Below are 24,611 nucleotides of genomic sequence, written 5' to 3' on the forward strand. Positions count from 1 at the left end.
TATTTAGAACCTCGACCTTTGCGCCCTGCGGTTATGTACGTTCCTGATATCAGTGACCGATGCCTGTTCCAGACACATCCCTGACTGCCTGGCGCATCGTTTAATCAAACAACCGTTCGTCTGAGCAGTGCGGTCAATGGGCCTGAGCATTTCGGTCATTGAGCCTGCGGCCCGTGGCGTTAAGGTGGGGCGGCATACAACAACAGGCTCGTTGCGCCCTGTGCGCGATGCCGATAGCCAGCCCTTCAGCAGAAGGCCAGAGGATGTCATGACCGAAGCATTCATTTTCGACGCGGTGCGCACGCCGCGTGGCAAGGGTAAAAAGGACGGCGCGCTGCACAGCGTCAAACCCGTGAACCTCATCGCCGGGCTGCTCACTGCGCTGCAAACGCGCAACAACCTCGATACCAGTCAGGTGGATGACATCGTGCTGGGCTGCGTAACGCCTGTGGGCGATCAGGGCGCGGACATCGCCAAAACGGCGCCCATGGTGGCTAAGTGGGACGTCAGCGTTTCCGGCGTGCAGATCAACCGGTTCTGCGCTTCGGGTCTGGAAGCGGTAAACCTCGGCGCCATGAAAGTGCGCTCGGGCTATGAAGACCTGGTGGTGGTCGGCGGCGTTGAATCGATGTCGCGCGTGCCCATGGGCTCGGATGGCGGCGCCTGGGTCATGGACCCGGAAACCAACCTCAGCACCAGCTTCGTACCGCAGGGCATCGGTGCCGATTTGATCGCCACCCTGGAAGGCTTCAGCCGCACGGATGTCGACGCGTTTGCCCTGCGCTCGCAACAAAAAGCCGCCCGCGCCAGCGCCGATGGTTCGTTCAAGAAGTCGCTGATTCCGGTCACTGACCAGAACGGCATCGTGCTGTTGGACCACGACGAGTTCATCCGCGGCGACTCGACGCTGGAAGGCCTGGGCGCGCTGAAGCCGAGCTTTGAAATGATGGGCCAGATGGGCTTTGACGCCACGGCCATCCGCCAGTACAGCCATGTGGAACGCATCAACCACGTGCACACGCCGGGCAACAGTTCGGGCATTGTCGACGGCGCCGCGGCGATGTTGATTGGCTCGCAGGCCAAAGGCAAAGAGCTGGGTTTAAAAGCACGGGCGCGCATCGTGGCCACCGCCGTTACCAGCACCGACCCCACCATCATGCTCACCGGCCCGGCGCCGGCTACACGCAAAGTGCTGGCTAAAGCGGGCCTGAGCGTCGACGACATCGACCTGTTTGAAGTCAACGAGGCGTTCGCCTCGGTGGTCATGAAGTTTATGAAAGACATGGGCGTCAGCGAAGAGAAGGTCAACGTCAACGGCGGCTCCATTGCCATGGGCCATCCGCTGGGCGCAACCGGCTGCGCCATTCTCGGCACGCTGTTGGACGAGCTGGAAAAACGCAACTTGCGTTACGGCCTCGCCACCTTGTGTGTCGGCGGCGGCATGGGCATCGCCACGATCATCGAACGCATCTAAGGAGCTTTCAGACGCTATTGCGCGTTCTCAGCCGGCCTTCGACTTGCCTGCTCAGTTCGCTGCGCCTCTGAACGGCTTCCCCACTATCGGGGTAGGAAAAGAAATGACTGACGCCATCCGTTATGAAAAAGGCCAGGACAATATCGTCGTTCTGACCATCGATATGCCCGGCCAAAGTGCCAACACCATGAACGCCGATTACCGTGAGGCCATGGCCGCCACCGTGGCCCGACTGGAAGCCGAGAAGGCGGATATTGCCGGGGTGATCGTTACCTCCGCGAAGAAAACCTTCTTCGCGGGCGGCGACCTGAATGAGCTGGTGAAAGTTACCAAGGCCGACGCTGCATCGTTCTACCAGATGATCCTCAACATTAAAGGCCAACTGCGGCGCCTGGAGACCCTGGGCAAACCGGTGGTGGCGGCCATCAACGGCGCTGCGCTCGGCGGCGGTTGGGAAATTTGCCTGGCCTGTCATCACCGCATCGCGCTGGACAGTAGCAGCGTGCAGTTGGGCCTGCCGGAAGTGACGCTCGGCCTGTTGCCGGGCGGCGGCGGGGTGGTGCGTATGGTGCGCATCCTCGGGCTGGAGAAAGCGCTGCCGTACCTGGCCGAAGGAAAAAAAGTTCGGCCGGCCGAGGCGCTTAAAGCCGGGCTGATTCATGACATCGCCAGCGACCGCGACGACATGCTCGCCAAGGCGCGCGCCTGGATCACCGCCAACCCCAACGCCGTGCAGCCGTGGGACGTGAAGGGCTACAAGATCCCTGGCGGCACGCCGTCGAGCCCCAACGTGGCGCAAATGCTCGCCATCGCGCCCTCGGTGCTGCGCGACAAAACCAAAGGCTGCTTTCCGGCACCGGAGAAAATCATGTGCGCTGCGGTGGAAGGTGCGCAGGTCGATTTCGATACCGCGCAGCTTATCGAAGCCCGCTATTTCACCGAACTGACCACCGGCCAGGTGGCGAAAAACATGATCGGCACGTTCTGGTTTCAGCTCAATGAAATTAACGCGGGCGGCTCGCGGCCCAAGGGGCAGCCGGCGTACGTCACCAAAAAAGTCGGCGTGCTCGGGGCCGGCATGATGGGGGCGGGCATCGCCTATGTGTCCGCGGTGGCGGGCATTGAAGTGGTGCTGAAAGATGTGTCGCTGGAAGCAGCGCAGAAAGGCAAAAGCTACTCGGCCACCTTGCTTGATAAAAAGGTCGGCCGTGGCCAGATGACTGCCGAGAAACGCGACGGCATTCTGGCTCGCATCACACCGTCTGCTGATGAGGCGGATTTCAGTGGCTGCGATTTGATCATCGAAGCCGTGTTCGAAGACCGTGACCTGAAAGCCAAAGTGACGGCCGCCGCTGAACGTCATGCCCTGGCGGATGCTGTGATTGCTTCCAACACATCCACCTTGCCGATCACAGGCCTGGCGAAAGCGGTGGAGAAACAGGACAAATTTATTGGCCTGCATTTCTTCAGCCCGGTCGACAAAATGCCGTTGGTGGAAATCATCAAGGGCGCGCACACCAGCGATGAAACCCTGGCGCGCGGCTTCGACTACGTTATGCAAATCAACAAAACGCCCATCGTGGTTACCGACAGCCGCGGCTTCTTTACCTCGCGGGTGTTTGGCACGTTCACCAACGAAGGCCTGGCCATGCTGGGTGAAGGCGTGAGCGCAGCGATGATCGAAACCGAAGCGCGTAAAGCGGGTATGCCGGTCGGGCCGTTGGCCATCAGCGATGAAGTGTCGATGAGCCTGATGAACCACATTCGCCAACAAACGGTTAAGGATCTGGCAGCTGAAGGCAAGCAGATGCCGGAGCACCCCGCCTTTGCCGTGGTCGACCTGATGCTCAACGAATACAAACGCCCCGGCAAAGCAGCAGGCAGTGGTTTCTATGAGTACCCGGCAGGCGGCAAGAAGTTTCTTTGGCCGGAACTCAAAGCCCGTTTTGAAAAGGCAGACGCGCAAATTTCCCAAGAGGATGTTCGCGACCGCATTTTGTTTATTCAGGCCATCGAAACCGTTCGCTGTGTAGAAGAGGGCGTGTTGCTGTCGACGGCGGATGCCAACATCGGCTCCATCTTCGGCATTGGTTTTGCGGCCTGGACCGGCGGCGCCTTGCAGTTCATCAACCAATACGGGCTGCAGGATTTCGTCGCGCGGGCTCAGTACTTGGCTGAACAGTACGGCGACCGCTTCCTGCCGCCTGCGCTGCTGTTGGAAAAAGCTGCGAACGGGCAAACCTTCTAAAGGCGTCGTTAAAGAGCCTCTCTCGATAGGGTGTCGGGAGAGGTTCTATGTAGAGACGTGCCTGCGCTTGCTCAAGCGTTCAGGCACTTGGCCATCTCCGAGGTGGCACCCCAACCCAACCCTTCATAAACCGGCTTACCCGCTTCGGTCGCATGCAGCACGGCGAAGCTGATACCGCGCCGCGCGAACTCTGCTTCTGCCAGTTGCATCAAGGCCGTAGCCAACCCTTGGCGCCGATAGGCCTGCTCGACGTAAACGTTCAGCACATAGCCGCGCAGTGCCTCGCTCGGGTGCGAGGGATGGGGCGGCCATTCAATGCTCATCAAACCGATAGTGGCAGCGGTCTGCTGGTTATCCGTCAGCACGAACCCGTAATAGCGCCCGTCGTTCAAGCGCGGTTGCAACCACGGGCGAAAATGTTGGGTCATTTCCTGCAACTCGCCGGCATCGCGGCCCGCTTCCAGAAACATGGCTTCGCGGTGAGCGCAAATCAGCTCCAGATCGCTGGGGCCCACTCGCCGCGTCTGTAAGTGGGGAAGCTGAATGTTGGCGCGGATATCGTTCATGCCTGCTCCTGACTCTGGCTTGGCGTGCCGATTGGCGTGCAATCGCAGATCCTAGCGGCTCTGTTGCGCTATCTAAAAGAGTCAGATCGCGGGCAAATTTCCCATACACGTCACGGTCAGCTCATCTGAATGCCGGGCTGGAACCAGTTTCGGGCGCGCAACCGTTTTTGCTCTTTGGCAACGTTAACGTGCATGGCGAGTTGCGATATTTTGACCAGGTCCTGGGCCAGCGCATAAATGCCGCGCGACTGCATCCACGCAAGAATTTCCGATAAATGCCAGATGGACGCAGTGCCTTCACGAATCGGCGCCGGGAACGACTCGGCATTGTTGAGCATCAACTTGCGCATGTTTTGCCGCGACATCCCCATGAGTTCTGCTGCATCGGTGAGGCCGACCATGTCTGGCGTGGCCTCGAGTGGATTTAGGCTTAAGTCGGAACACGCGTTTACGAGCGTTTCTTGGGGATACGTCTTGCACGCCTTTAGGCATGCGCTTATGACCGGACGGGGCGATCTCAGAATGGGCCAATGGTCGCCCACGGATAGGCAATGCTTGCAAGCCAGAATGCTCCTGAACTACTGTATGAATAATCAGTGTTAGGGCGCGAACCATGCAACTCATTGCCAAGCTCGGCATTCTCGCGGATGCCGCCAAGTACGACGCGTCTTGCGCCAGCAGCGGCGCGCCGAAGCGCAGCTCCAAAGACCGCGACGGGCTAGGCGCCACCAATGGCATGGGCATTTGCCACAGCTTCACGCCGGACGGCCGCTGCGTTTCGTTGCTCAAAGTACTACTCACCAATTTCTGTTTATACGACTGCCAGTACTGCGTTAACCGCCGATCCAGCAACGTGCCCAGGGCGCGCTTCACGCCGGAGGAAGTGGTGCGCCTGACCCTGGATTTCTATCGGCGCAACTGCATCAGCGGCCTGTTTCTAAGTTCCGGCATCATTCGCTCGGCTGACTACACCATGGAGCAGCTGATTCGTGTGGCGCGCTTGCTGCGCGAGGAGCATGAGTTTCGCGGCTACATTCACCTCAAAACCATTCCGGATGCTGACCCGCTGTTGATTGAGGAAGCGGGGCGGCTGGCCGATCGCTTGAGCGTGAATATTGAATTGCCCACTGATGCGAGCCTGGAATTGCTGGCCCCGGAAAAACGCGCCAGCACCATTCGTGCTGCCATGGGCACCATTTACCAGGGCCAACAAGCGGTCGCGGGGGAGGCCAGGGCGCCGCGATTCACGCCGGCAGGGCAGAGTACTCAGATGATTGTCGGCGCCGATGCCACCGATGACCGCACGATTCTGCACAACGCCGAGTCGCTGTATCAGGGCTTCGCCCTCAAGCGCGTTTATTACTCAGCTTTTAGCCCGATTCCCGACAGCCCGACCAGCGTGCCCCACGCTGCGCCGCCGCTTTTACGTGAACATCGCCTGTACCAGGCCGATTTTCTAATGCGCGGCTACGGCTACAACGCCGGAGAACTGCTTAAGGAAGGCGGCAATCTGGCCTTGGATATCGACCCGAAATTGGCCTGGGCACTGGCCAATCGTGAGGTGTTCCCCCTGGACGTAAACCGCGCTGAGCCGGCGCTGTTAGCGCGCATTCCCGGCATTGGCCTGCGCAGCGTACAGCGGCTGGTGGCGCTTCGCCGGGAACGACGGATTCGCTACGACGACCTGGTGCAAATGCGTTGCGTGCTGGACAAAGCCCGGCCCTTCATCGTGACCAGCGATTACCGGCCCGCAGACGCTGGCGTGCGCAGCGGGCTGTTGCGCGAACGGCTACGCGAGCCGCAAGCGCCACTGCAAATGGGGCTTTGGGGATGATTGCACTGGATTGCGACAACCACTTCGACACCTGGCGCGAGCAGGCCCGCATGCTGCTCAGCCATAGCGTGGATCCGGCTGAGGTGGTCTGGGCGCAAGGTCTGATGCACGACCTGCTGGCTCAACCGACGCCGTTGCCAGCCGACCGCGGGCCGTTTCGGCCGCGCATTCCGGCGGCGCTGCTGGCGCAACTGGAACAGGCCGGTCGCTATCGCGGCGACCAACGCTGGAGCTTGCTTTATGAGGTGTTGTGGCGCGTGGCCCATGGTGATCGCACCGCCATGCTGGCCGGTGATCGTTTAGGCAGCGAATTGCAGCGGCGTATTCGTCAGGTCAGCCGCGAAGCTCACCATTTGCACGCATTCCTTCGCTTCATTCCGGTGCCGCCGGCGCTGGTTGAGCATTTGCAGTTGGACTGGGTTGCCTTCCATGAACCGGCCCATGACGTACTCGAAAGCGCGAGCGGGCATTTTGCTGATCGCCTCGGGCGCGAACGCTGGTTGATCGCCACGCCTGAAGACGGCATCCGCTACGACGGCCACACGCTGGACTATCGCAAACAGTGTCCCGAGCAATGGCGCCAGTGGGCGCAACACGCTGAAGACCCTGACGCCGAGTTGTGGCGCACCTACTACCGGCACATTTTTAACCCGGCCCGGATAAACCCAACCGTTATGGCCCAGCACATGCCAGGGCGATTCTGGCGACATTTATCCGAAGGGCCACTGATTCCTCAGTTGATCGGCCAGGCGCGCCAAGGTAAGCAGCGCGATGGGCAAGCAGAGGAAGTCAGTCGCCAAGGCGGCAAGCGGATTGTGGGGAAACCCGCTGATCGTGGGACGGCGATCTAGCGCCGATTTGTCGAAACGCCGCGCCACTTGATGCTGTCACTACCCCAACACCCTCAGCCCTCAACGGAGGTCAACCATGGCGTCATTCTCGGGCGGTTGCCTGTGCGGCAACGTGCGGTTTGTAGCGAACGGGCAGCCGTATCGGGTGGGCTTGTGTCATTGCCTGGATTGTCGCAAGTACCACGGTGCGTTGTTCCATGCCTCGGCGATATATGCCCAAGAGGCGGTGACGATTAAAGGCGAAACCGCGAGCTATGGGGAACGGTTTTTCTGCCCGCGTTGTGGCTCTTCCGTGTTCAACCGCAGCGGCGATGAAGTGGAGGTGAACCTGGGGGCGCTGGACGCGCCGGATCAGTTCACGCCCACCTACGAAAGCTGGACCCTGCGTCGCGAAGCGTGGCTGCCACCGTTTAGGTTGGCGCACCACTATGAGCGCGATCGCGAGGGCCAGGGGCGTTCGGAAACGTAGCGAATCAGTGAGCGGCGCGCCATTCGTTGACCAAGTTTTCCACCAATTCTGCCGCCGGCATCGCCCTGGCCAGTGGCGCACCTTGACCCGCCCACTGCACGGCGAAATCGCCATTTCCCTGGGCTGCTGCAGCCGCGACCAGCGCTTTTGCGGCGTCGTAGGCGATGGGGTAATCCGGCGGGGTGCCTTGATCCAACTCAGTGAATAAACGGTTGACCATGCCCCGCGCCGGTCGCCCGGAAATGGCGGCGCTGATGCGTGTCTGGTGGGCGCGTGGGCCGGCCAGCGCTTGGCGGTAGGCGGCGTTTGCAGCTGATTCCGGGCACAGGATAAAGGCGGTGCCCAGCTGCACGCCCTCGGCGCCAAGTGCGAGGGCGGCGGCGATGCCGTTGCCGTCCATAATCCCCCCTGCGGCGATCACCGGAAGTGAGCTGGCGCGAACGATCAGGCAAACCAGTGCAAAGGTGCCGAGCAGGCGATCTTCGCCCGGTTCGAACACGCCCCGATGACCGCCGGCTTCGACCCCTTGGGCAACCAACGCATCAACGCCAGCGGCTTCAGCCAGTTGCGCCTCCGCGGGGCTGGTGACGCAGGCGAGGGTGACGATGCCCGCGTTCCTCAGCGCCGCGATCCATTCGTTTGACGGCAGGCCGAAGTGAAAACTGACTACCGCTGGCCGCTCGCTCAGCAGCACCTGCAGCACGTCTTCGCTGGCCAGAAAGCTGCGGTAACTTTCCTTCAGTTGTTCGGGCGGGGCGGCGTTCAGTTCGTTGAACAACGGCGTCAGCTGTTTGAGCCAGGCAGCTTCGCAGGCCGCGTCGGGCTTGGCCGGGCGGTGGCAGAAAAGATTGACGTTGAACGGTGCAGCCGTGAGCGCGCGCGTATTTTCGATCAGCACGCGCGCTTGGTCGGCGTTGCTCGCGCCCAGGCCAATAGAGCCCAGCGCTCCGGCGTTCGATACAGCGGCCGCCAACTCGGGCGTTGATACGCCGACCATGGGCGCTTGAATGATGGGGTGCTTGATGCCCAGCAAACGCACGATGCGGTCGCTCATGATTCCGACTCCTGATGGCCTACCGGTGAGGTGCCGGATTGTTTCGCTCTTCGGCGCGGCCAGCAAGAGGCACGTGTTGCTAAACGGCGAGCGTCTGATTGCGCAACAGATCGACCACACCGCTCAGGGCTTGCAGCGTGGAGGCGCCGCGTCTCATCGCACTGTGGTAGTGCTGCGCCTGCTCGATGGCGCTAGTGCCCCGGCTGAGCATGCGCTGCGCGTGCGCAAAGGCGTTGTCATCGCCACCCGCGTGGGCGTAGTCGCCGACCATTTCCCAGGTTTTGCTGAGCCATTGTTCAAGGCTGATGCTGCGCTGAGTGCCCGGTTCAATGTAGTCACCCTGAATGCCGTAGCGTTTGGCGCGCCAGCGGTTTTCCTTGAGCAGCTGGCGTTGTAAAGGTGTGTCGCTCGGGCCAGGGGAGGGGTTGTGATGGGCGTAGGTCACCAATGCTCGAAACAGCGCGGCGATGCACAGCGCGTCTTCCAAGTGCGGGCAGGCATCGGTCACGCGCAACTCGAGTGTGGGGAAACGCAGCGCCGGGCGAATGTTCCACCACACATCGCTGCGACCGCGCACGCTGCCGCTTTCCACCAAGGCGTCGACATAGCGTTCATAGTCAACCTGGCTGTCAAAGTGCTCCGGTGAGCCCATGCGCGGCCATTCATCACAGGCCGCTTGCCGGTAGCTGTGCAAGCCGGACAGCCGCCCGCCGAAAAACGGCGAAGAGGCGCTGAGTGCCAACAACAAGGGCAACCAGGGCAGCACGCGGTTCATCACCACGATACGGTCGCCAGGCACGCCCACATGCACATGCAAGCCACACAAAATGCTGCGCTGCGCCACCATTTGCATGTCAGTGAACAAGTCGTCGTAGTGGGGCAGATCAGTGGGCTGCTGCGCCTGCCATTGCGCCAACGGATGCGTGCCCGCTGCAATAATGCCGAGCCCATGTTCTTCGCCCAGCCATGACTGCGTGGTGCGGGCATGGCTCAGGCATTCACGCGCCTCCTGCTGCGTGCTGAGAATGGGCGTGACCACTTCTATCTGCGAGGTGAACATTTCGGCGGTGACCCTATCGGGCAGCGCCTCGCGGCAAGCGGGAAAGTACCCGCTAGCCGGCTCGCGAATCAGCTCGCGGGTGGTCAGGTCGGAGAGGAAATATTCTTCCTCAATGCCGAAATTCAGGGGCTTGATGGCGGCCATGGGGAAGGGGTCCTTGCGGGCAGAATGAGTCACCGTTGCTACAGCAAAAGACGGTCGCGCCGGGTGCCCGGTTCCACCTTTTGTTTGCGCTGGCATGCCCATGGCCCCGACCGTTCAGCGAATAGGTGGAATCTTTATGCGCGGCCCTGGCTCCCACTTCTATGCCTCAGTTGAGGTGCCTGCCAGGAGTATGCAATGTCCATCTTGAGTCTGGTCGATACGGAACATCTCGACTTCGCGACGCTCACCCCCCATCGCGGGCCGGCCCAGGAGCTCTACGTAAAATTATTGAGTCAGCCAGACGAGTATCTGGATAGCGCGCGGCGTTTTCTCGATGCGCAGCTGCAGCACGCGGCCAGCTTGCCGTGTGACCTGCCGGAAAATCCGCAGCAGTTGTTGCACTGGATGCGCGCCAGCACGGCGCGCACGACCGCCGAGTACAACCACTATCTGCACGGTCGGAAACTGGGTGAGCCCCGGCGCTTTTTCACCGGCCGAGCCCATGCGCTGTACTTCCTTCGCGCCGTGGCGCCGACCAAGTTGGTCGACGGCGCCTGGCTCTACGGGGTGTTGCCGCACTGGCGCGACAGCCGCTTGAATTTTCTGGTGCAAACCTACCTGGAAGAACTCGGCGACGGCGTTCCGGCCATGAACCATGTGCTCATGTACCAGCAATTGCTCAGCACCCACGGCTGCGAAGAGCTGGCGACGCTGGGCGACGAAAACTACGTGCAGGGCGCGGTTCAGCTGTCGCTTGGAATGCTGGCCGAGCATTACTTGCCAGAAGTGATCGGCTACAACTTGGGTTATGAACAGTTGCCGTTGCACCTGTTAATTAGCGCCTATGAATTGGACGAGCTGGGCATCGACCCGTACTACTTCAAACTCCACGTGACAATCGATAACGCCGCCTCCGGCCACGCACATAAAGCGGTGCGCACCGTGCTGGACAACATGCCGCAAGTCGGCGACAGCCAGGACTTCTACCGACGCGTCTGCCATGGCTACCTGCTCAATGAGCTTGGCCTTGGCACGAATGCGGTCGTTCAGGCGTTCGACCTGGAGCACGAGCTGCTCACCCTGTTGGAGAGCAAACGCTCGCTGGCCGGCCAGGTGCATTCGGATTACTGCCGCATTGAAGGCCGTACCGTGAACGAATGGCTGAGCGGGCCGGAGCCGATTCGCGGTTTTCTCGACGCCCTGCAATCTCGCGGTTGGATTTGCCGCAACCAGGCCCCTGATAAAAGCCGTTTCTGGCATTTAGTGCAGGGCGAGGGCGCAGCCATGTTTGGTGTGTTCAGCCCCTACGAATTGCAAGTGCTGCACGACTGGATTGCCGGCGACTGGCTGCAAACCCAGGAAGCACTGCCGACCAAGCGCCGCCCAGCGATCAACGCCGACGCGACTCGCCGCATGCGCGCCTCTCACCGTTACGTTGAACCGCAAGCGCTCGGTAGCCAGGTTGAGAGCAGCGACATCGACCGTGAGCAATACGCCCTTGCCCAAGAGCTGGCCACGTTGAGCACCGAAGAGCGTGAACGTCGGTTGCTCAGCCTCGCCGGGCCTGCCACCCATTGCACCCCGGCCGGTTTGATGGCCACCCGAATTCTGTCCACATTGGTTCGCTAGGAGCGCTGCATGACCCAAGGCATTACCCAGCCAAGTGCCGAATCCCACTCGGCGCTTGTGCAGTTGGGCCAGGCGCTAAAGGAGCTTGGCTATCGTTTCACTACCGTTACCCCGCTGACCCACGAACGCGTCAATGCCCGACCCGGCAACGAATTCGCCACTCACCTTCGCGATGTGTTTGGCTGGAGCCGGCCGTTCAAAGGCGACGTGCTCGATACCCGCTTACTGACTTTGCTGCGTGAGGCCAAGTGTCTGGACGAGCGCGCCGAAGGCTCGGAGAGTCGGGTGCGTTGGTCGTCACTGCATGGTCAGCTGTTCGTACACTCGCGCTTTCCCACGCAAGAACAGGACGCCGTGTTTTTTGGCCCCGATAGCTACCGTTTCGTCCAAGCCTTACTCGCCCATCTCCACGACGACGCGCGGCCGACGCTGCGCATCGCCGACATCGGCTGCGGTGCAGGCGTCGGCGCAATTGTGGCCGCGGTTGAACGACCGGATGCCGAGGTCTTAGCGCTGGACATCAACCCACAGGCGCTGCGTTACACCGCTGTAAACGCCGAACTGGCCGGCGCTGATAACGTGCAGGTTGCTCATAGCAATCTGCTGGACCAGGTGCAGGGGCAATTCGACCTCATCATCGCCAACCCGCCGTACATGGCCGACGCCGAAGGCCGCGCCTACCGCGACGGCGGTGGTGAGCACGGTGCAGGTCTGTCGATCGCCATCGTTGATACGGCGCTCCAGCGTCTGGCCCCTGGCGGTACGTTGTTGTTGTACACGGGCGTGGCCATGGTCGAGGGCGACGATCCGTTTGCCGCAAGCATCCGCCCACTGTTGCACGCAGCCGGGTTCGATTGGCAGTACTGGGAAATGGATCCGGATGTGTTCGGCGAGGAATTGTTGGAGCCGGCGTATGCCAATGCTGAGCGCATCGCTGCCGTGGTGTTGCGGGTTACGCGGCCGCGTTAAGGGGAGGGCGGCCAAGCAGAACCGGTGGTGTCTGCTTGGCCAGGTGGTGACGGTTAAGCGGCGCTACGTTGTTGCTGCAGCTCGCTCTTCAGCGAGGTTTTACGCGCTTCCATCTCGGCACCCAGTTCTTTGAGCTGGGCTGCACTCAGCAGTTTTTTCGCTTCCTTGAACATCGACTCTTCCTCTTCCTCGATGTGGTGCTCAAGCAATTCTTTGAGCACTTTGGCGCGGCCGGAAAACTCGACACTGTCCGGCGCTGTGCCTTTCAAGTGTGGGAGCACCAGAGCATCCACAGCGCGGTGTTCTTCGATGGCTTCGAAGTACATTTTCGCTTGTTCTTTTTCGCCGGCTTTTTTGTAGGCCGGGTAGAAAATTTCTTCTTCGATATGGGTATGGACGAACAGCTCCATCTCGATTTTGTTGATCAGCTCAACGCGTTTTTTCACCGCACGTTCGGTGGTGGCGCTGAGTTGTTCCAGCAGATCGAGCACAACCTTGTGGTCGGCTTTGAGCAGGTCAATCGCGTTCATGGTTCACCTCGTAAGCTAATCGGATTTGGCGTGATCTTCGCCGCGCCTTTAATACCGACTGGCCGTGCTGCGAAGTAGTTCGAGCTGTTTCGTTTGTTTGCCGATGAGGTGTTATTGCGCGAGCTGGCGGCGCGGGAAAAAGCCATGGCATAGGGCGCTACGTCTGCGATCACGCCGCGGCCACAGGGTCGGTGGCGGGCACGCCAGCGTCATTCTTCGCGCTGCTGGCCGCTGTAGACCAGGGTGGCTTTGCAGCTGCGGCAGTAATACCGCCGGCCTTTGCGCACCAAGGTGTGGCGTTGCGCCGAGAAGGGGAAGTCGCGGTCCGGGCACGCGCAGCTGTACACGTAGCGGGTGACGCTGCGACGCTGAATTTCGTACGTGTGGCAGCGGTCGGCCGGCAATTCGTACACGCCCTGCATGATCAGCTGCCATTCCTCGCCGTGGGGCTGAATGTGCCGGCCGAACATTTCGCGGGCGATCATGTGCGCGACTTCATGCGCCACGGTTTGCTTTAAAAAGTGTTCCTGGTTTTCGCGATACAGCTGAGGGTTAAAGCGCAGCAGGTTTTCATCAAGGTGAGCCACCCCGGCTTTCTGGCCACGTAATTTGAGGCTGACTTGGGGGCGGGTAAAGCGGCGTCTGAAAAACGCTTCGGCTTGCTGATAACAAGCCTCGACACGAGCATTAAGCAGTTCGGGCATCGAGTTCCTCCGGATAACAGGCGCGATTATGCCCAAGCGCGCCGCTTGCCACTTGCCTAAAACAACGAAACCGCCAAACGGCGGTTTCGTTGTATCAGTGGCTCCGTTTTTCAGCTGGTGTAGACCGGGCCCACGCCCATTTCCCAGAAGATCACCGACATGGCGATCATCGCTACCAGCACGACGAGCCCCACTGCCAGCACAGAGCTGGAAAACAGGAAGCCTTCGTCCTGATGAATGTTCATAAAGGTGGGTATGCCCACATAGAGGAGGTAAACCGTGTAACAGATCGCCGCCGTGCCAACGGCCATGGCGAGCCAGAGGTTGGGATACAGCGCGGCGAGGCCGCCTATAAACAGTGGCGTGGCGGTGTAGGCTGCAAACACGATACAGCGGCCCATGTCCGGGCTGGCGTCGTAAGTGCGCGCCATCCAATTGATAAACGCGCCCATGACCGCCACACCGCCCAGCATTGCCAGGTAGGTCATGGCCGTCATCCACAGCGCACTCGCTTCGGTGAGCATAACGGGCGTACCGTTACCCACCGTCCAGCCAACCTGCGTGGTTCCGATATAGGCAGACACTGCGGGAATCGCGGCAAGGATGAGCACATGGGTGAGATACATGTGACTGATGCTTTCTTCTTCGCCGCGGATCTCTTGCCACTCTTGATCAGGATGCGCGAATAGCCCCCAAACGTGATGGATCATGCGAGATACCTCCTCTTGTTATAACGGTCGCCCCCCAGCGTAGCGCCCGAGGCGCGTGAGTAGCGCTACCGGGTGCAGGGCCGAACCAATGCGACCGTATGTCGCAGTATAGGCAGGGGCTGGAGGCCGCGTGGGGCGTGGTTTTAGAGCAAATCAGTCTCTAAAGGTCAGCGGTAATAGCGAGCAAGAATTTCCATCGCCAAATTGATTGATTGCAGCCGCGCGGTGCTACCGCCACGGTCGGGATGGTGCTGGCTGACGAGCTGGCGGTAACGCTGTTTGACAGTGGCGAGATTGAGCGCCTCGGTGCTGGTGTCCAGTTCAAACAACTCCAGCGCCGCCCGCTTTTCGTCACCGCCTTGCATGCGTTTCCAGAAGCTGGTGAGAAGTTTCTCCACATCGGCCTCGTTGGTCTCGCGCAAATGGCTGATATCGAGGTAATAAGCGCGAAGTGGATCCGCATCGCGGAGCTGCGCTTCGCCCGGCGTGTAGGGCAGCAGCTGAACGCACAACGGATTGATCAATAAATGATCAGTCTGCGCTTGCCACAACTGATCACGCAGACGGTACAGCGCGTTGAACAACAGGAAGTGCGTGCGAAACAGCACGAGTTTGTCGGCCAGATTGAGGTTGGGAATATGCGTGGAGTGGCGTTTTTTCAGCTGCTGAATCAGGTGGTATTCGCTGCAGCCATCGGGCGCCTCGCGCAATAGCGAAAGCACCTGGTCGGCGAGGTCCAGGCTGTTGTCGAGTTCACAGGGTACGGAGGAGGCGGGGTTTGAAGTCATGGCGGCAGCCTAGCACAGCGAAAGCACGGGTTTGTGTGGCGGAACTCGCACGGTTAAGGCCTGTCCCACGCAGCAGACTACGGCCCGTGAAGCCGTGATGGAGAGTTGCCGTATGCGCCGATTGCGCACCCTGTTTGCTGTCGCTTCCTTGTTATTCGCTGGCACGTTGCTTCCCGGTCTCGCCAGCGCTGCGCCATCTGCCGACCCGTGGGAAATCTGGAACGCCAGCGATGAAAGCCGCGCCGCCCATATCGACCACAGCGCCTGGCAGGAACTGCTGACCCGCTACCTGAAAACCAGCCCAACCGATGGCATCGCGCGCTTCGATTACGCCGGCGTCGACAAGGTGCACCGGCGCCTGCTCGATGTGTACATCGACCAGCTCACTGACCTCGACCCACGCCAATTCACCCGCGCCGAGCAGTTCGCCTATTGGGTCAATCTATACAACGCGCTGGTGACCAAACTGGTGCTGAAGAAATACCCGGTGGATTCCATCACCAGCCTCGGCGCCTGGTATCAGTTCGGCCCGTGGGACAAGAAAGTGGTGGAAATAGACGGCTACAAGCTCAGCCTCAGCGACATTCAGCACCGCATCCTGCGCCCCTTCTGGCGCGACCCACGGCTGTTCTACGTACTCAGCTCCGCCAGCCTGGGTTCGCCGAATATGCCGTCGTTCACCCTCAGCGCGAAAAACACCGAACAGCAACTCAGCGACGGCGCCCGCGCTTACATCAACAGCCCGCGCGGCGCGTCATTCAAAGACAAAGAGCTTCGGCTTTCGCGGATCTATGACTGGTATGCCGACGACTTCGGCGGCGAGCAGGGCGTGCGTGCGCACCTGCTGCAATATGCCGAGCCGGCCCTGGCCCAGAAGCTCAAAGGCTTTGATGGGGCAGTGCATTACCGATTTAATTGGGCGTTAAATGACCGCTATTAGTGTGCATGACCGCTAGTGGCAAAAATTCGTGGGTCGTATGAAAACTTATTGAAAGTCACCCTCCATAATTAAGGTGACATCGCCAACAAACGTCTTACCGAAGGTGGCCGGATTTGCTTTAAGGTAGCTCGGATTGATGCCGAACATATAGACGATATTAGCGACTTTGTGAGAAAAGATACCTAGTTGTTCGGTCAAACGTAGCGGCACACCGGGGCGCACTTCTGCGACAAAGCTCGCTGTGTGAAGCCTGTCGGGGCGTATTCCCACTATCATAGGGATCTTTAAATCGCCATCAGATAACGCGCAGCTTCCGTTGAGCTCATATTGGCAGCGAATGGTGGTGGTAACCTTGGGCATGTTAGATTTCATTTGTGTATCAAAATAAACGTATCGGATCTTTTGCTCATCTGGACCTACAGTCATGCTCTGGGTCGGAGCGGAGACTAAAGAGAAATCCAGAAAGGCTTCCAAATTAATAAAGCCAGACATCCGTACACTGTCAAATAGAACCCCTCCCCCAGTCTTTGTGCCGTTCGCGTCAAAGAAGTTGTACTTCACTATATCTTCTACAGTCGTTGTGAACTTTGCCTCGCCGGACGGGACCAGGTTGTAAATATGGGGGTCATAACGAAAATGTAGGGCATTAAAGCTAACAGCCATTCGAGCATCGTCCGGCAGATTCCGCCCATCAAAAGTGACTACACAGCTCGTCCATCTCGGAATGTGCTGAAACTTGTAAACGCGAACTGCCCCGCTCTCATACGGATATGGTTTAAGCGTTTTACTCGGCGCCGAGCCATCACAGGTACTACTAGTCATCGGCATGTCGGCAAAGGTCTGTAGCCTATAGCTTCGCCCCGAGTCTGGCCCATACGTATAGATCTCCATACGGTAGTCCTTCCCTTCTGATGTAACGGCGGCGACGCCATAACCTGTATCCGAATATAGCGATACCTTCACCTCGCTCGTTCCTGCCGGGACGATAAACTGCTGTAGCGGCGCTACAGGCCAGCATAAATAATTCTTCACTTCGCCACACGCTGACCCCCACCAGGGGTACTTAGGATCTTTGTTATTCACTTCGTCGGCTGGAACACCAACGCCGATGGCTGCGCCGGGACGCATTATGCGAAAACCAGTTTCCGCTGGAGCGTGGTATTCCAGGGCGAAACACGTACTTGAGGCCAGGAGCAATAAGGATATCAAAAGTCGCATTGCAGTCTACCTAGATAAATTTCGTTGGAGTTTTTGTCTTGATTTGCCAATACGTTGTGTATTTGTGAACGGCAGTCTTTACCGTTTCTGAGAAGATTGATGGAAGGATTTGATCGACTGACGGCCAGCGAGAAATATCCATTTTTGTCCGTTACTGCTTTTCCTGCGTGATTTATAACTTCCACGCCGGCTTGTGGATGTCCTTTGAACATGACTCGCCCAGTAACAAGGATCTTATCCGTATCGTGGTAGTAATTAATCGTGTGGACGCGATAAGGCTTGACCGCAATGCTTGCGTAAACAGGATCGAGCGCCACGCTATCGGTTTCAGGATACACCGCAAGCGTATCATTTGAAGAAGTGTCCAAGAAATGTAGGCTCGCATTTCGTATATTCTCCGATTGCCCGTTGATGTTCATTTTCGCAGGCTGAGCTCGTGAGTTGTTATCGGCAGTGTTGTTGAAAACCACCGCGCTGTTTGTAGGTGTGCTATGAGAGTACAGGCCGTGACGGGATGCGAAAATGAAGCTATCGCCGTTAATGTATATATTTCGCTCTGTCGAGTCGGTATTAAAATAGCCAAAGTCTGCATTAAAATGATTATTGCTGTACCTTGCACCAGAACCGTATTGGTTGACCTGCCCATCCTTAAGTCGAACTTCCGGACGCACAGAAAAACGATCTGAGACCTGCATGTCGTTAACAATATAACTATCAGTAACACCCGAGCCGGTCTGCGCGCCGATGGTCGGCCGGAACCAGCGAGACTCCGAAGCTGGCGTGTAGGTCACAGAGGCGCCAAGTTGTTTATCTTCACCCAAGTCGCTGCTGACTGAAAATGTGTAGTCGAAAATACCAACCGATGTGTGTTGCCGAGTACGCAAGCGCGACGTAACCCGCTTGTAGTCCGTGACGATTTTTTTGCTATTACGCGCGTCCCGATAATAGTCGTTCTGACGTTGAGGGTCGTAGACGCTGCGAGATTGGTTATAAAAAAGCTCAACACGACTATTATCGAATACCCGCCGTGAAGCCCCAACACTATATGAGGTGTTGTCTCTTGAGCCGAGCTGTTTAGCAGCGCTTGAATAAAACTCATATTCTTTTAGGGAGACGCGATAGCCGCCTGTGAGGCTATGTTCAGTGTCTTTGTCTTTAAAGGTAGACTCAATGCTCGCGCTTAAACCACTTAGGGAAGGCAAGCGCAAACTGGCCGTATACCATCCAATACCGGGTAGCGCGCTAGCCCCGTAGGAGAATCCGCTTAAAGTTTGAGAGTAACGTACATAAGGCTCACTACCGCCTTGGATAGAGCTAAAGTTGTCCTTACGCATTTCTGCCACGCCAGCATCGAGCCTTGACATGCTTGAGGATCGTCCAAATGTGGCGATCGCTCGGTCGTAACTTCCAACTATTTTTCCATCCACAACCTCTTCAATCCTCACAGTATTTCCAGGAGTGGATTGAGGGATATCTAAACGATTTATGCCCTGTGTAACCTGGGTGGTTCTGATGAGTTTCCCAACTTCATCATAAATATTTACTAAGCCGTCATATTTCGCGTCGATGATAAGCGGTTCTGGTTGGCCATCATTCTCGTACGCTCGATCATTTGTATGCTGAAGGCTCATGCCTCGGGTTGTTCCCGCTCCTAGTTTCGATAGGTCGGAAACTGGGCCTTTCTGGACATACCCAGAAACCTGCATTTCGTCGGAGAGGTCATAATTATAAGAGAGCGCTTGTGCCGACAGTGTACCGGCATCAACATCGTAATAAAGATTGGACGACACGTTTGAGTTATCGGTGACTCCGGCGTTCGCATCGCCGCTCCAGTAGCCATGACGGTAGGTACTGTTATCTCCGTGGCTTTCGCTATAAACAACCGATTGCCGTACCGCGACTGCGGGTTCACTTTCAACTGCAAAGCGCTTATTCGCTAGTTCATAAAGGACGTTGAAATGACCGGAATCATAGTCGTAACTCAAGTTAAAAAATTTGTAGCGTTCGCACATAGGAAGTGGAGATAACTCGCAAGAATAACGCAAGTTTCTCGCTGGCCGCAGTGTTTGCAACGCTGAACTTATATCTTTGATTGTTGTGGTTTCTTTGTTGAATACGATCTTGTAGTTTTTGGTAATGTCGAGCCATGCATTTTCGGAAGGTATTTCATTGATGCTTAGTGCTATAGGAAGAAATCTAGGGTCTCCATCGAAGTTTTCATTGCTTTTGAAGGCTACTTGCACGTACTCGCCGCTGGCGGCATGTATTGCCGCTGAAAATCCAAATAGTGCGTAGAGCAAAATTGATTTGGCGTCTTTCATGAGTGGCTACCGGTACAGATATTGAACCGATTGCCCTTCTTGCGAAGGGCAATTGGGCTTGCTATTAGATGTTCGACTCAAAGATGAGGTCGACACTACCAACGTAGTTACCGGCTGCTGGAGTGGCGTTTGGACCAGCAATCACATCACCGTTGCTATCTTTCATGCCGGTGGTGTTAGCTGCAATACTGAGGTCGTAGGTGGTGAAATCACCGGTGGCGTTTTTGGATTTTTCATAAAGTGCGGCTGGCATCATGCTCAGCGTGTTTACGTCGGTGCCTTTAGCAGCATCGTTGGCGGCGATAGAGATGGTGAGCGGGATTTCTTTTTGAGTATCAACCAATACGGCGTTAGATTTCAGAGCCACTGTTACGTCCTGAGCAGACTTAACTTTGAAACCGATTTTGCCTGGGTTGCGGAACGCTTTGCTCGACGAATCCCACGCTACGGCAGACGGAATAACCGGCCAGGTGCCCGATACCGCTTCAACTTGGAACGTGGCGTTTGGATCGGTGATGGTTGCTTGTACGCTGACACTGCGTTCAATCGTACTGGCCATGGAAGCAGCGGAGAAAAGAGTTACGCCGATAGCGCAAGCGGTCAGTTTATAAAAAGTTTTCATGTTGTTTCCTTAGTTAGTTGGGTAAATTACTGGTTAGTGTCAGAAGTCACCGCGTTGAATAGTAATGCTGTGCTCCTGGTTATCTTGAGCCACGAAAGTCGCGCGCTCAAAATTCTCGTTTCCCGTTAGGGAGTTATTCTTTAACGTTTCACTGCTGAACTCTACGGTGGTACTTTTTTTGCCTCTAAGAGCCAAGTCTCCTAGCGAAAGACTCTTAGCGCCGAAATAAACGCGTAGTTTATCTAGCTCCAAGGAGGTGTCGGAGTTATTCGAGACGTTAAACTCGAGTCCGCCGTTTGTTTTCCTTAGTTTTATTTCTAGATTTTTTGGTGCCGCTTTGGATTTGTCCTGAACAATTAGGACTGATCCGCTACCGATGAACAAACGTACGGATCCGTTTGCTGTGTGAGCGTCCTCTAGCTCTTGTTTTTCCAAGGTAGAGAGTGTTTCTAGAAGCTTCGGGTTGTCCTTAAGCGCCGCGTCGGGGGATTTCGGTATAACTCTGATTCGGTAGTACTCTTCAGCTCCATCTTTCTTCGAGTCCCTATCTCGAATCAACCTAATGATTTTTGTCTGTTTTGCGGGGATGGCAAAGGTTTCGGGGAGCACATCGTAATTGAGAACTTTTTTCTCCAGATCGAACTCCACTCTGTTGGAGTTTTCCTTGACATGGCCTTCATATACTTCCACGTCTGCAAAAATCACTTTGCTGCTAGAGTTTTTTGCTTCCACTTCAATTTCATGATCCTTGAAGTCTTGGAAGTAAAAGTCTTTGTCGAGGCGAACTCCGAAACTGTTTGCCTGGGCCATTGGAAGGCAAGCGAACATAACAATTAAAGTGCGGTAGGCAAGGTGCATGAATATCTCCGGCGCTCGATAAATAGCTCGATTAGCAGATTGGTTTCTCGTGAATCGAGATTTTTGATTGCGTAAACTTTGATTTCTGTTACTTGCAGCGGTGTCCTGTTTGTCAACTCAGGCTAATGCTCAATAAGAGGCCAAGTTGTAATCGCTGTATTCTTTTAGTCATTTTTTGGCTAGGTCAGAAAGTGGAGCAAATATATCGACCGGCTCTCGATTGAGCAGCCGTAGTTCCCCTACAGTGATGTAGGGGTTTTCTACGGCGATATCGGGCATATAAAGGTGGGCTATCAGTCCTCGGCGCTGCGATCCAGGATTCTTCGCATTGCTATAGACGTGGTTACTAGACCTGGGTGATCAGAATCAGACCCCGCTGAAGCCTGTCTTAAGCCTTGCGTTGAAATGTCGGGAGCGTCACTACCTGGAGTAGCGCGGGGCCCAGTCAGCTGGGGTTCGGTTTTCATGATTTGTGCGTAAAATGCCGGCTTTCGAACCGCTACATGCGGCCGGCAAACCTCAAGCACTTCCGGACCTTCGCACCATGGGCACCCTTTCGGTAAATCAAAGCAAGCTGCAGAAACGCCTCCGTCGCCAAGCGGGCGAGGCGGTCACCGACTTCAACATGATCGAAGACGGCGACAAGGTGATGGTCTGTCTGTCGGGCGGTAAAGACAGCTACACCATGCTTGATGTGCTGCTGCACCTGCAGAAGGTCGCGCCCATCAAGTTTGAAATCGTCGCGGTGAACATGGACCAGAAGCAGCCGGGCTTTCCCGAGCACGTGCTGCCGCAGTACTTGGAAAGCATCGGCGTGCCGTACCACATCGTCGAGAAAGACACCTACTCGGTGGTGATGGACAAAGTGCCGGAAGGCAAAACCACCTGCTCGCTGTGTTCGCGCCTGCGTCGCGGCACGCTCTATACCTTCGCCGACGAGATCGGCGCCACCAAGATGGCCCTTGGTCACCACCGCGACGACATTCTGGAAACCTTCTTCCTTAATATGTTCTACGGCGGCACGCTCAAAGCCATGCCGCCAAAATTGCGCGCCGACGACGGCCGCAACGTGGTGATTCGCCCGCTGGCGTATTGCAGCGAGAAAGACATCGAGGCGTACTCCGAGCTGCAAGGCTTCCCGATCATTCCGTGCAACCTGTGCGGCTCGCAGGAAAATCTGCAGCGCAAGGTGGTCAAGGAGATGCTGCTGGAGTGGGAGCGCAAAACGCCGGGCCGCACCGAGATCATGTTCCGCGCCTTGCAGAACGTGATGCCGTCGCAACTGGCGGACCGCAAGCTGTTCGACTTCGAGAACCTGCGTATCGACGAGAGCGCCCCGTCGCGCTTTCTCAATGTGATGAACCTGTAAAAGCGCCGGGCTTCACCAGACTTCGCCTCTATATATAGGAAGCCGGATGCGCGACTACAAATGGCTGAACGAGTACTGCCTGAATCGCTTCGGTTCGCAGGCCAAACTCGAGGCTCAATTGCCGAGCGTCAAAACCCCAGCGCAACTGCGCAAAATCAGCGATGACCGTTATTTGTCCTTGATTGCGCTAAGGGTTTTTCGCGCCGGGCTCAAGCACAGCCTGGTCGACGCCAAATGGCCGGCGTTCGAGCAAGTGTTCTTCGGTTTCGACCCGGAGAAGGTCGTGCTGATGGGCGCCGACCACCTTGAACGGCTGATGCAAGACGCCCGAATCATCCGGCACCTGGGCAAGCTGAAAAGCGTGCCGCGTAACGCGCAGTTCATTCTCGACGTTGCCCAGGAGCGTGGCAGTTTTGGTGCGCTGATTGCCGAGTGGCCGGTGACCGATATCGTTGGGCTGTGGAAATACCTAGCCAAGCACGGCAGCCAAATGGGCGGGCTGTCGGCGCCGCGTTTTCTGCGCATGGCGGGCAAAGACACGTTCATTCCCACCAACGACATGGTCGCCGCGCTGCGCGCGCAGGACATCATCGACAAGGTGCCCACCAGCGTCAAAGACCTCGCCACCGTGCAGGCTGCGTTCAATACCTGGCATGAGCAGAGCGGCCGGTCGATGGCGCAGCTGTCGTGGATGCTGGCGCATACCGTGAATCACTAACCACGCTGTGTAGGAGCGCGCTTGCTGGCTCCTACGCAGAACAGGATCGGGGAGGGGAGCGAGATGGATGCACGGGTGATCGAAGCGTTACAGCGCGCCCAGCGCGTGTTGTTCATCACTGGCGCCGGATTGTCAGCCGATTCGGGCTTGCCCACCTATCGTGGCCTGGGCGGCCTGTACAACGGGGAAACGGCCGAAGGCATCCCCATCGAGGCCGCGTTATCCGGTTCCATGCTGCAACGTGATCCAGCGCTGTGCTGGAAATACCTCGCCGAACTCGGCCGCGCCTGCCTGAATGCCAAACCCAACGCCGGTCACTACGCCATCGCTGAAATGCAGCGGCGTCTTCCGGGGTGTTGGGTGCTGACGCAAAACATCGACGGCTATCATCGACAGGCCGGGTGTGATTTAGAGCGTTTGATCGAGATTCACGGCGAACTGGCGCCACTGTATTGCCAGTCGTGCGGAGCGGTGAGCGAGGAATTGGCGGCGCACTTGGACAGGCCGTTGCCGCCAAGGTGCGAACAATGTGCGGGGGTTCTCCGACCGCCGGTCGTTTTATTCGAGGAGATGCTGCCGGAAAAAGCCATCGAAACGCTCTACCACGAGCTTCGCAAGGGCTTTGACCTGGTTGTGGCGGTGGGCACGACGGCCAGCTTTCCCTACATCGCCGAACCGGTGCTGCTCACGCGCCAGGCAGGGGGCTTTACGGTGGAGATAAACCCGCAGGACGGGGCTTTGAGCCCGTATGTGGACGCTCATATTCGCGGGAAAGCGTTAGATGTGTTGCCGATACTACTGAGTCACACTCTGGCCAATTAAATTTGCATATAACCGTTATGGAAGGCATATTCGCGCCTTCATAAATTTTCAGTCCACGGTCGTGCCCATGCTCAAACGCTCTGCACCCCTCGTGCCCCTCGCACTTTCAGTGTTCCTCGTGGCCTGTGCCGGCATGCAGCCAGCCCCGCAAACCACTGAAATTCCTCAGCAAACCATCAGCCAGCAAACGATTGCTGATGACGATTCCGACGACGGCCTCGACCCGTTGCCCGACTTTGCTCAGGACCAGCCTTATCAACTCCCGTCTTTCGCTGACAGCATCCTGGCCCACGGCCTGTCGCTGGTAGGCACCCGTTATCGCTTCGGCGGCACCTCGGCCAACACCGGTTTCGATTGCAGTGGCTTTATCGGCTACTTGTTCAAAGAAGAAGCCGGCATGAGCCTGCCGCGTTCCACCCGGGAAATGATCAACCTGGACGCACCGCTGGTTGCTCGCGGTGACCTGCAACCGGGCGACCTGCTGTTCTTCAGCACCCACGGTCGCGGTCGCGTCAGCCACGCTGGCATTTACCTGGGCGATGACCAGTTTATTCACTCCAGCAGCAGCAAGAGCGGCGGTGTCCGCGTCGACAGCCTTGACGACAAATACTGGAGCCGCACCTTTATCGAAGCCAAACGCGCATTGGCGATGGCATCGGTGAACACCGCTCAAGTCAGCCGCAACCCGCTGCACCCGTAAGCGCCGGTTGTTG

At 57.5% G+C, this 24,611-nt stretch carries 24 protein-coding genes; 12 read left to right on the top strand and 12 right to left on the bottom strand.

Annotated elements, in window-relative coordinates; genetic code table 11:
* Positions 1 to 268 precede the first annotated feature (268 nt).
* Both ACZZ0Q_RS11235 and ACZZ0Q_RS11240 read left to right on the top strand, forming a co-directional pair.
* Positions 269 to 1,474: an acetyl-CoA C-acetyltransferase gene (locus ACZZ0Q_RS11235; RefSeq protein WP_463538933.1), complete on the top strand. Its 1,206-nt coding sequence runs from the start codon at positions 269 to 271 to the stop codon at positions 1,472 to 1,474.
* A gap of 103 nt (positions 1,475 to 1,577) precedes the next feature.
* A complete protein-coding gene (locus ACZZ0Q_RS11240; protein ID WP_463560577.1) occupies positions 1,578 to 3,722 on the top strand; it encodes a 3-hydroxyacyl-CoA dehydrogenase NAD-binding domain-containing protein in 2,145 nt (714 codons plus the stop codon).
* Positions 3,723 to 3,793: 71 nt separating this feature from the next.
* On the opposite strand, the gene ACZZ0Q_RS11245 is transcribed toward ACZZ0Q_RS11240, so the two are convergent.
* Positions 3,794 to 4,288 (bottom strand): GNAT family N-acetyltransferase, encoded by a 495-nt coding sequence (locus tag ACZZ0Q_RS11245; protein ID WP_463538932.1) that lies wholly within the window; start codon positions 4,286 to 4,288, stop codon positions 3,794 to 3,796.
* Positions 4,289 to 4,404: 116 nt separating this feature from the next.
* On the bottom strand, positions 4,405 to 4,689 hold the full coding sequence (locus ACZZ0Q_RS11250; RefSeq protein ID WP_463538931.1) for a helix-turn-helix transcriptional regulator: 285 nt from the start codon (positions 4,687 to 4,689) through the stop codon (positions 4,405 to 4,407).
* A 212-nt stretch (positions 4,690 to 4,901) separates the two neighbouring features.
* Between ACZZ0Q_RS11250 and ACZZ0Q_RS11255 the strand changes: the two genes are divergently transcribed.
* The 3 genes from ACZZ0Q_RS11255 (at position 4,902) to ACZZ0Q_RS11265 (ending at position 7,442) form a co-directional block, all read left to right on the top strand.
* Positions 4,902 to 6,122, top strand: coding sequence for a putative DNA modification/repair radical SAM protein (locus tag ACZZ0Q_RS11255; RefSeq protein WP_463538930.1), 1,221 nt, complete (start codon positions 4,902 to 4,904; stop codon positions 6,120 to 6,122).
* A complete protein-coding gene (locus tag ACZZ0Q_RS11260) occupies positions 6,119 to 6,973 on the top strand; it encodes a TIGR03915 family putative DNA repair protein (protein ID WP_463538929.1) in 855 nt (284 codons plus the stop codon). The genes ACZZ0Q_RS11255 and ACZZ0Q_RS11260 overlap by 4 nt, the downstream gene beginning before the upstream one ends.
* Before the next feature lie 76 nt (positions 6,974 to 7,049).
* Complete coding sequence (locus ACZZ0Q_RS11265) at positions 7,050 to 7,442, top strand: GFA family protein (RefSeq protein WP_463538928.1); 393 nt, start codon at positions 7,050 to 7,052, stop codon at positions 7,440 to 7,442.
* Positions 7,443 to 7,446: 4 nt separating this feature from the next.
* Here ACZZ0Q_RS11265 and ACZZ0Q_RS11270 read toward each other — a convergent pair whose 3' ends face one another.
* Entirely contained in the window at positions 7,447 to 8,496 is a 1,050-nt protein-coding gene (locus ACZZ0Q_RS11270) for an NAD(P)H-dependent flavin oxidoreductase (RefSeq protein WP_463538927.1), read from the bottom strand.
* A 79-nt stretch (positions 8,497 to 8,575) separates the two neighbouring features.
* The gene (locus ACZZ0Q_RS11275; RefSeq protein WP_463538926.1) at positions 8,576 to 9,700 is read right to left on the bottom strand and encodes a carboxylate-amine ligase; all 1,125 of its coding nucleotides are present in this window, start codon (positions 9,698 to 9,700) and stop codon (positions 8,576 to 8,578) included.
* Positions 9,701 to 9,895: 195 nt separating this feature from the next.
* Between ACZZ0Q_RS11275 and ACZZ0Q_RS11280 the strand changes: the two genes are divergently transcribed.
* Both ACZZ0Q_RS11280 and ACZZ0Q_RS11285 read left to right on the top strand, forming a co-directional pair.
* Positions 9,896 to 11,329: an iron-containing redox enzyme family protein gene (locus ACZZ0Q_RS11280; RefSeq protein WP_463538925.1), complete on the top strand. Its 1,434-nt coding sequence runs from the start codon at positions 9,896 to 9,898 to the stop codon at positions 11,327 to 11,329.
* A gap of 21 nt (positions 11,330 to 11,350) precedes the next feature.
* Positions 11,351 to 12,298: a methyltransferase gene (locus ACZZ0Q_RS11285; protein ID WP_463542187.1), complete on the top strand. Its 948-nt coding sequence runs from the start codon at positions 11,351 to 11,353 to the stop codon at positions 12,296 to 12,298.
* A gap of 53 nt (positions 12,299 to 12,351) precedes the next feature.
* Here ACZZ0Q_RS11285 and ACZZ0Q_RS11290 read toward each other — a convergent pair whose 3' ends face one another.
* The 4 genes from ACZZ0Q_RS11290 to ACZZ0Q_RS11305 form a co-directional block, all read right to left on the bottom strand.
* A complete protein-coding gene (locus ACZZ0Q_RS11290; RefSeq protein WP_122495958.1) occupies positions 12,352 to 12,828 on the bottom strand; it encodes a hemerythrin domain-containing protein in 477 nt (158 codons plus the stop codon).
* A 209-nt stretch (positions 12,829 to 13,037) separates the two neighbouring features.
* Entirely contained in the window at positions 13,038 to 13,532 is a 495-nt protein-coding gene (locus ACZZ0Q_RS11295) for a SprT family zinc-dependent metalloprotease (protein ID WP_122450888.1), read from the bottom strand.
* Positions 13,533 to 13,642: 110 nt separating this feature from the next.
* A complete protein-coding gene (locus ACZZ0Q_RS11300) occupies positions 13,643 to 14,242 on the bottom strand; it encodes a Yip1 family protein (RefSeq protein ID WP_122495962.1) in 600 nt (199 codons plus the stop codon).
* A 167-nt stretch (positions 14,243 to 14,409) separates the two neighbouring features.
* Entirely contained in the window at positions 14,410 to 15,030 is a 621-nt protein-coding gene (locus ACZZ0Q_RS11305) for a DNA-J related domain-containing protein (RefSeq protein WP_463538924.1), read from the bottom strand.
* A 112-nt stretch (positions 15,031 to 15,142) separates the two neighbouring features.
* Between ACZZ0Q_RS11305 and ACZZ0Q_RS11310 the strand changes: the two genes are divergently transcribed.
* Entirely contained in the window at positions 15,143 to 15,970 is an 828-nt protein-coding gene (locus tag ACZZ0Q_RS11310) for a DUF547 domain-containing protein (RefSeq protein WP_463538923.1), read from the top strand.
* A 45-nt stretch (positions 15,971 to 16,015) separates the two neighbouring features.
* On the opposite strand, the gene ACZZ0Q_RS11315 is transcribed toward ACZZ0Q_RS11310, so the two are convergent.
* The 4 genes from ACZZ0Q_RS11315 to ACZZ0Q_RS11330 all read right to left on the bottom strand — a co-directional run bounded on the left by ACZZ0Q_RS11315 (position 16,016) and on the right by ACZZ0Q_RS11330 (position 20,989).
* Positions 16,016 to 17,098 carry a hypothetical protein gene (locus tag ACZZ0Q_RS11315; protein ID WP_463560578.1) on the bottom strand — a complete coding sequence of 361 codons (1,083 nt, stop codon included), beginning with the start codon at positions 17,096 to 17,098 and terminating at the stop codon, positions 16,016 to 16,018.
* 77 nt (positions 17,099 to 17,175) lie between these two features.
* Complete coding sequence (locus ACZZ0Q_RS11320) at positions 17,176 to 19,509, bottom strand: CS1-pili formation C-terminal domain-containing protein (RefSeq protein ID WP_463538921.1); 2,334 nt, start codon at positions 19,507 to 19,509, stop codon at positions 17,176 to 17,178.
* A gap of 64 nt (positions 19,510 to 19,573) precedes the next feature.
* Positions 19,574 to 20,131 (bottom strand): hypothetical protein, encoded by a 558-nt coding sequence (locus ACZZ0Q_RS11325; RefSeq protein WP_463538920.1) that lies wholly within the window; start codon positions 20,129 to 20,131, stop codon positions 19,574 to 19,576.
* Positions 20,132 to 20,170: 39 nt separating this feature from the next.
* Positions 20,171 to 20,989, bottom strand: a complete 819-nt coding sequence (locus ACZZ0Q_RS11330; RefSeq protein WP_463560580.1) for a fimbrial biogenesis chaperone — start codon at positions 20,987 to 20,989, stop codon at positions 20,171 to 20,173.
* Positions 20,990 to 21,533: 544 nt separating this feature from the next.
* Between ACZZ0Q_RS11330 and ttcA the strand changes: the two genes are divergently transcribed.
* The 4 genes from ttcA (at position 21,534) to ACZZ0Q_RS11350 (ending at position 24,598) form a co-directional block, all read left to right on the top strand.
* Positions 21,534 to 22,358 (top strand): tRNA 2-thiocytidine(32) synthetase TtcA, encoded by an 825-nt coding sequence (gene ttcA / locus ACZZ0Q_RS11335; RefSeq protein ID WP_110617827.1) that lies wholly within the window; start codon positions 21,534 to 21,536, stop codon positions 22,356 to 22,358.
* Between the two features lie 46 nt (positions 22,359 to 22,404).
* On the top strand, positions 22,405 to 23,076 hold the full coding sequence (locus ACZZ0Q_RS11340) for a DNA-3-methyladenine glycosylase I (protein ID WP_463538918.1): 672 nt from the start codon (positions 22,405 to 22,407) through the stop codon (positions 23,074 to 23,076).
* 63 nt (positions 23,077 to 23,139) lie between these two features.
* Entirely contained in the window at positions 23,140 to 23,898 is a 759-nt protein-coding gene (locus ACZZ0Q_RS11345; RefSeq protein ID WP_463538917.1) for an NAD-dependent deacylase, read from the top strand.
* A 67-nt stretch (positions 23,899 to 23,965) separates the two neighbouring features.
* The gene (locus ACZZ0Q_RS11350) at positions 23,966 to 24,598 is read left to right on the top strand and encodes a C40 family peptidase (RefSeq protein WP_463538916.1); all 633 of its coding nucleotides are present in this window, start codon (positions 23,966 to 23,968) and stop codon (positions 24,596 to 24,598) included.
* The last annotated feature ends 13 nt before the right edge of the window (positions 24,599 to 24,611 follow it).

The organism is Pseudomonas sp. AC070 (genome assembly GCF_979258635.1).

Coding starts and splice junctions, on each gene's coding strand:
- ACZZ0Q_RS11235 (WP_463538933.1), top strand. CDS start 269: ATGACCGAAGCATTCATTTTCGACGCGGTGCGCACGCCGCGTGGCAAG.
- ACZZ0Q_RS11260 (WP_463538929.1), top strand. CDS start 6,119: ATGATTGCACTGGATTGCGACAACCACTTCGACACCTGGCGCGAGCAG.
- ACZZ0Q_RS11350 (WP_463538916.1), top strand. CDS start 23,966: ATGCTCAAACGCTCTGCACCCCTCGTGCCCCTCGCACTTTCAGTGTTC.
- ACZZ0Q_RS11250 (WP_463538931.1), bottom strand. CDS start 4,689: ATGGTCGGCCTCACCGATGCAGCAGAACTCATGGGGATGTCGCGGCAA.
- ACZZ0Q_RS11325 (WP_463538920.1), bottom strand. CDS start 20,131: ATGAAAACTTTTTATAAACTGACCGCTTGCGCTATCGGCGTAACTCTT.
- ACZZ0Q_RS11295 (WP_122450888.1), bottom strand. CDS start 13,532: ATGCCCGAACTGCTTAATGCTCGTGTCGAGGCTTGTTATCAGCAAGCC.
- ACZZ0Q_RS11345 (WP_463538917.1), top strand. CDS start 23,140: ATGGATGCACGGGTGATCGAAGCGTTACAGCGCGCCCAGCGCGTGTTG.
- ACZZ0Q_RS11245 (WP_463538932.1), bottom strand. CDS start 4,288: ATGAACGATATCCGCGCCAACATTCAGCTTCCCCACTTACAGACGCGG.
- ACZZ0Q_RS11300 (WP_122495962.1), bottom strand. CDS start 14,242: ATGATCCATCACGTTTGGGGGCTATTCGCGCATCCTGATCAAGAGTGG.
- ACZZ0Q_RS11305 (WP_463538924.1), bottom strand. CDS start 15,030: ATGACTTCAAACCCCGCCTCCTCCGTACCCTGTGAACTCGACAACAGC.
- ACZZ0Q_RS11280 (WP_463538925.1), top strand. CDS start 9,896: ATGTCCATCTTGAGTCTGGTCGATACGGAACATCTCGACTTCGCGACG.
- ACZZ0Q_RS11310 (WP_463538923.1), top strand. CDS start 15,143: ATGCGCCGATTGCGCACCCTGTTTGCTGTCGCTTCCTTGTTATTCGCT.
- ACZZ0Q_RS11270 (WP_463538927.1), bottom strand. CDS start 8,496: ATGAGCGACCGCATCGTGCGTTTGCTGGGCATCAAGCACCCCATCATT.
- ACZZ0Q_RS11315 (WP_463560578.1), bottom strand. CDS start 17,098: ATGCGTCCCGGCGCAGCCATCGGCGTTGGTGTTCCAGCCGACGAAGTG.
- ACZZ0Q_RS11275 (WP_463538926.1), bottom strand. CDS start 9,700: ATGGCCGCCATCAAGCCCCTGAATTTCGGCATTGAGGAAGAATATTTC.
- ACZZ0Q_RS11290 (WP_122495958.1), bottom strand. CDS start 12,828: ATGAACGCGATTGACCTGCTCAAAGCCGACCACAAGGTTGTGCTCGAT.
- ACZZ0Q_RS11240 (WP_463560577.1), top strand. CDS start 1,578: ATGACTGACGCCATCCGTTATGAAAAAGGCCAGGACAATATCGTCGTT.
- ACZZ0Q_RS11340 (WP_463538918.1), top strand. CDS start 22,405: ATGCGCGACTACAAATGGCTGAACGAGTACTGCCTGAATCGCTTCGGT.
- ACZZ0Q_RS11320 (WP_463538921.1), bottom strand. CDS start 19,509: ATGAAAGACGCCAAATCAATTTTGCTCTACGCACTATTTGGATTTTCA.
- ACZZ0Q_RS11255 (WP_463538930.1), top strand. CDS start 4,902: ATGCAACTCATTGCCAAGCTCGGCATTCTCGCGGATGCCGCCAAGTAC.
- ACZZ0Q_RS11330 (WP_463560580.1), bottom strand. CDS start 20,989: ATGCACCTTGCCTACCGCACTTTAATTGTTATGTTCGCTTGCCTTCCA.
- ACZZ0Q_RS11265 (WP_463538928.1), top strand. CDS start 7,050: ATGGCGTCATTCTCGGGCGGTTGCCTGTGCGGCAACGTGCGGTTTGTA.
- ttcA (WP_110617827.1), top strand. CDS start 21,534: ATGGGCACCCTTTCGGTAAATCAAAGCAAGCTGCAGAAACGCCTCCGT.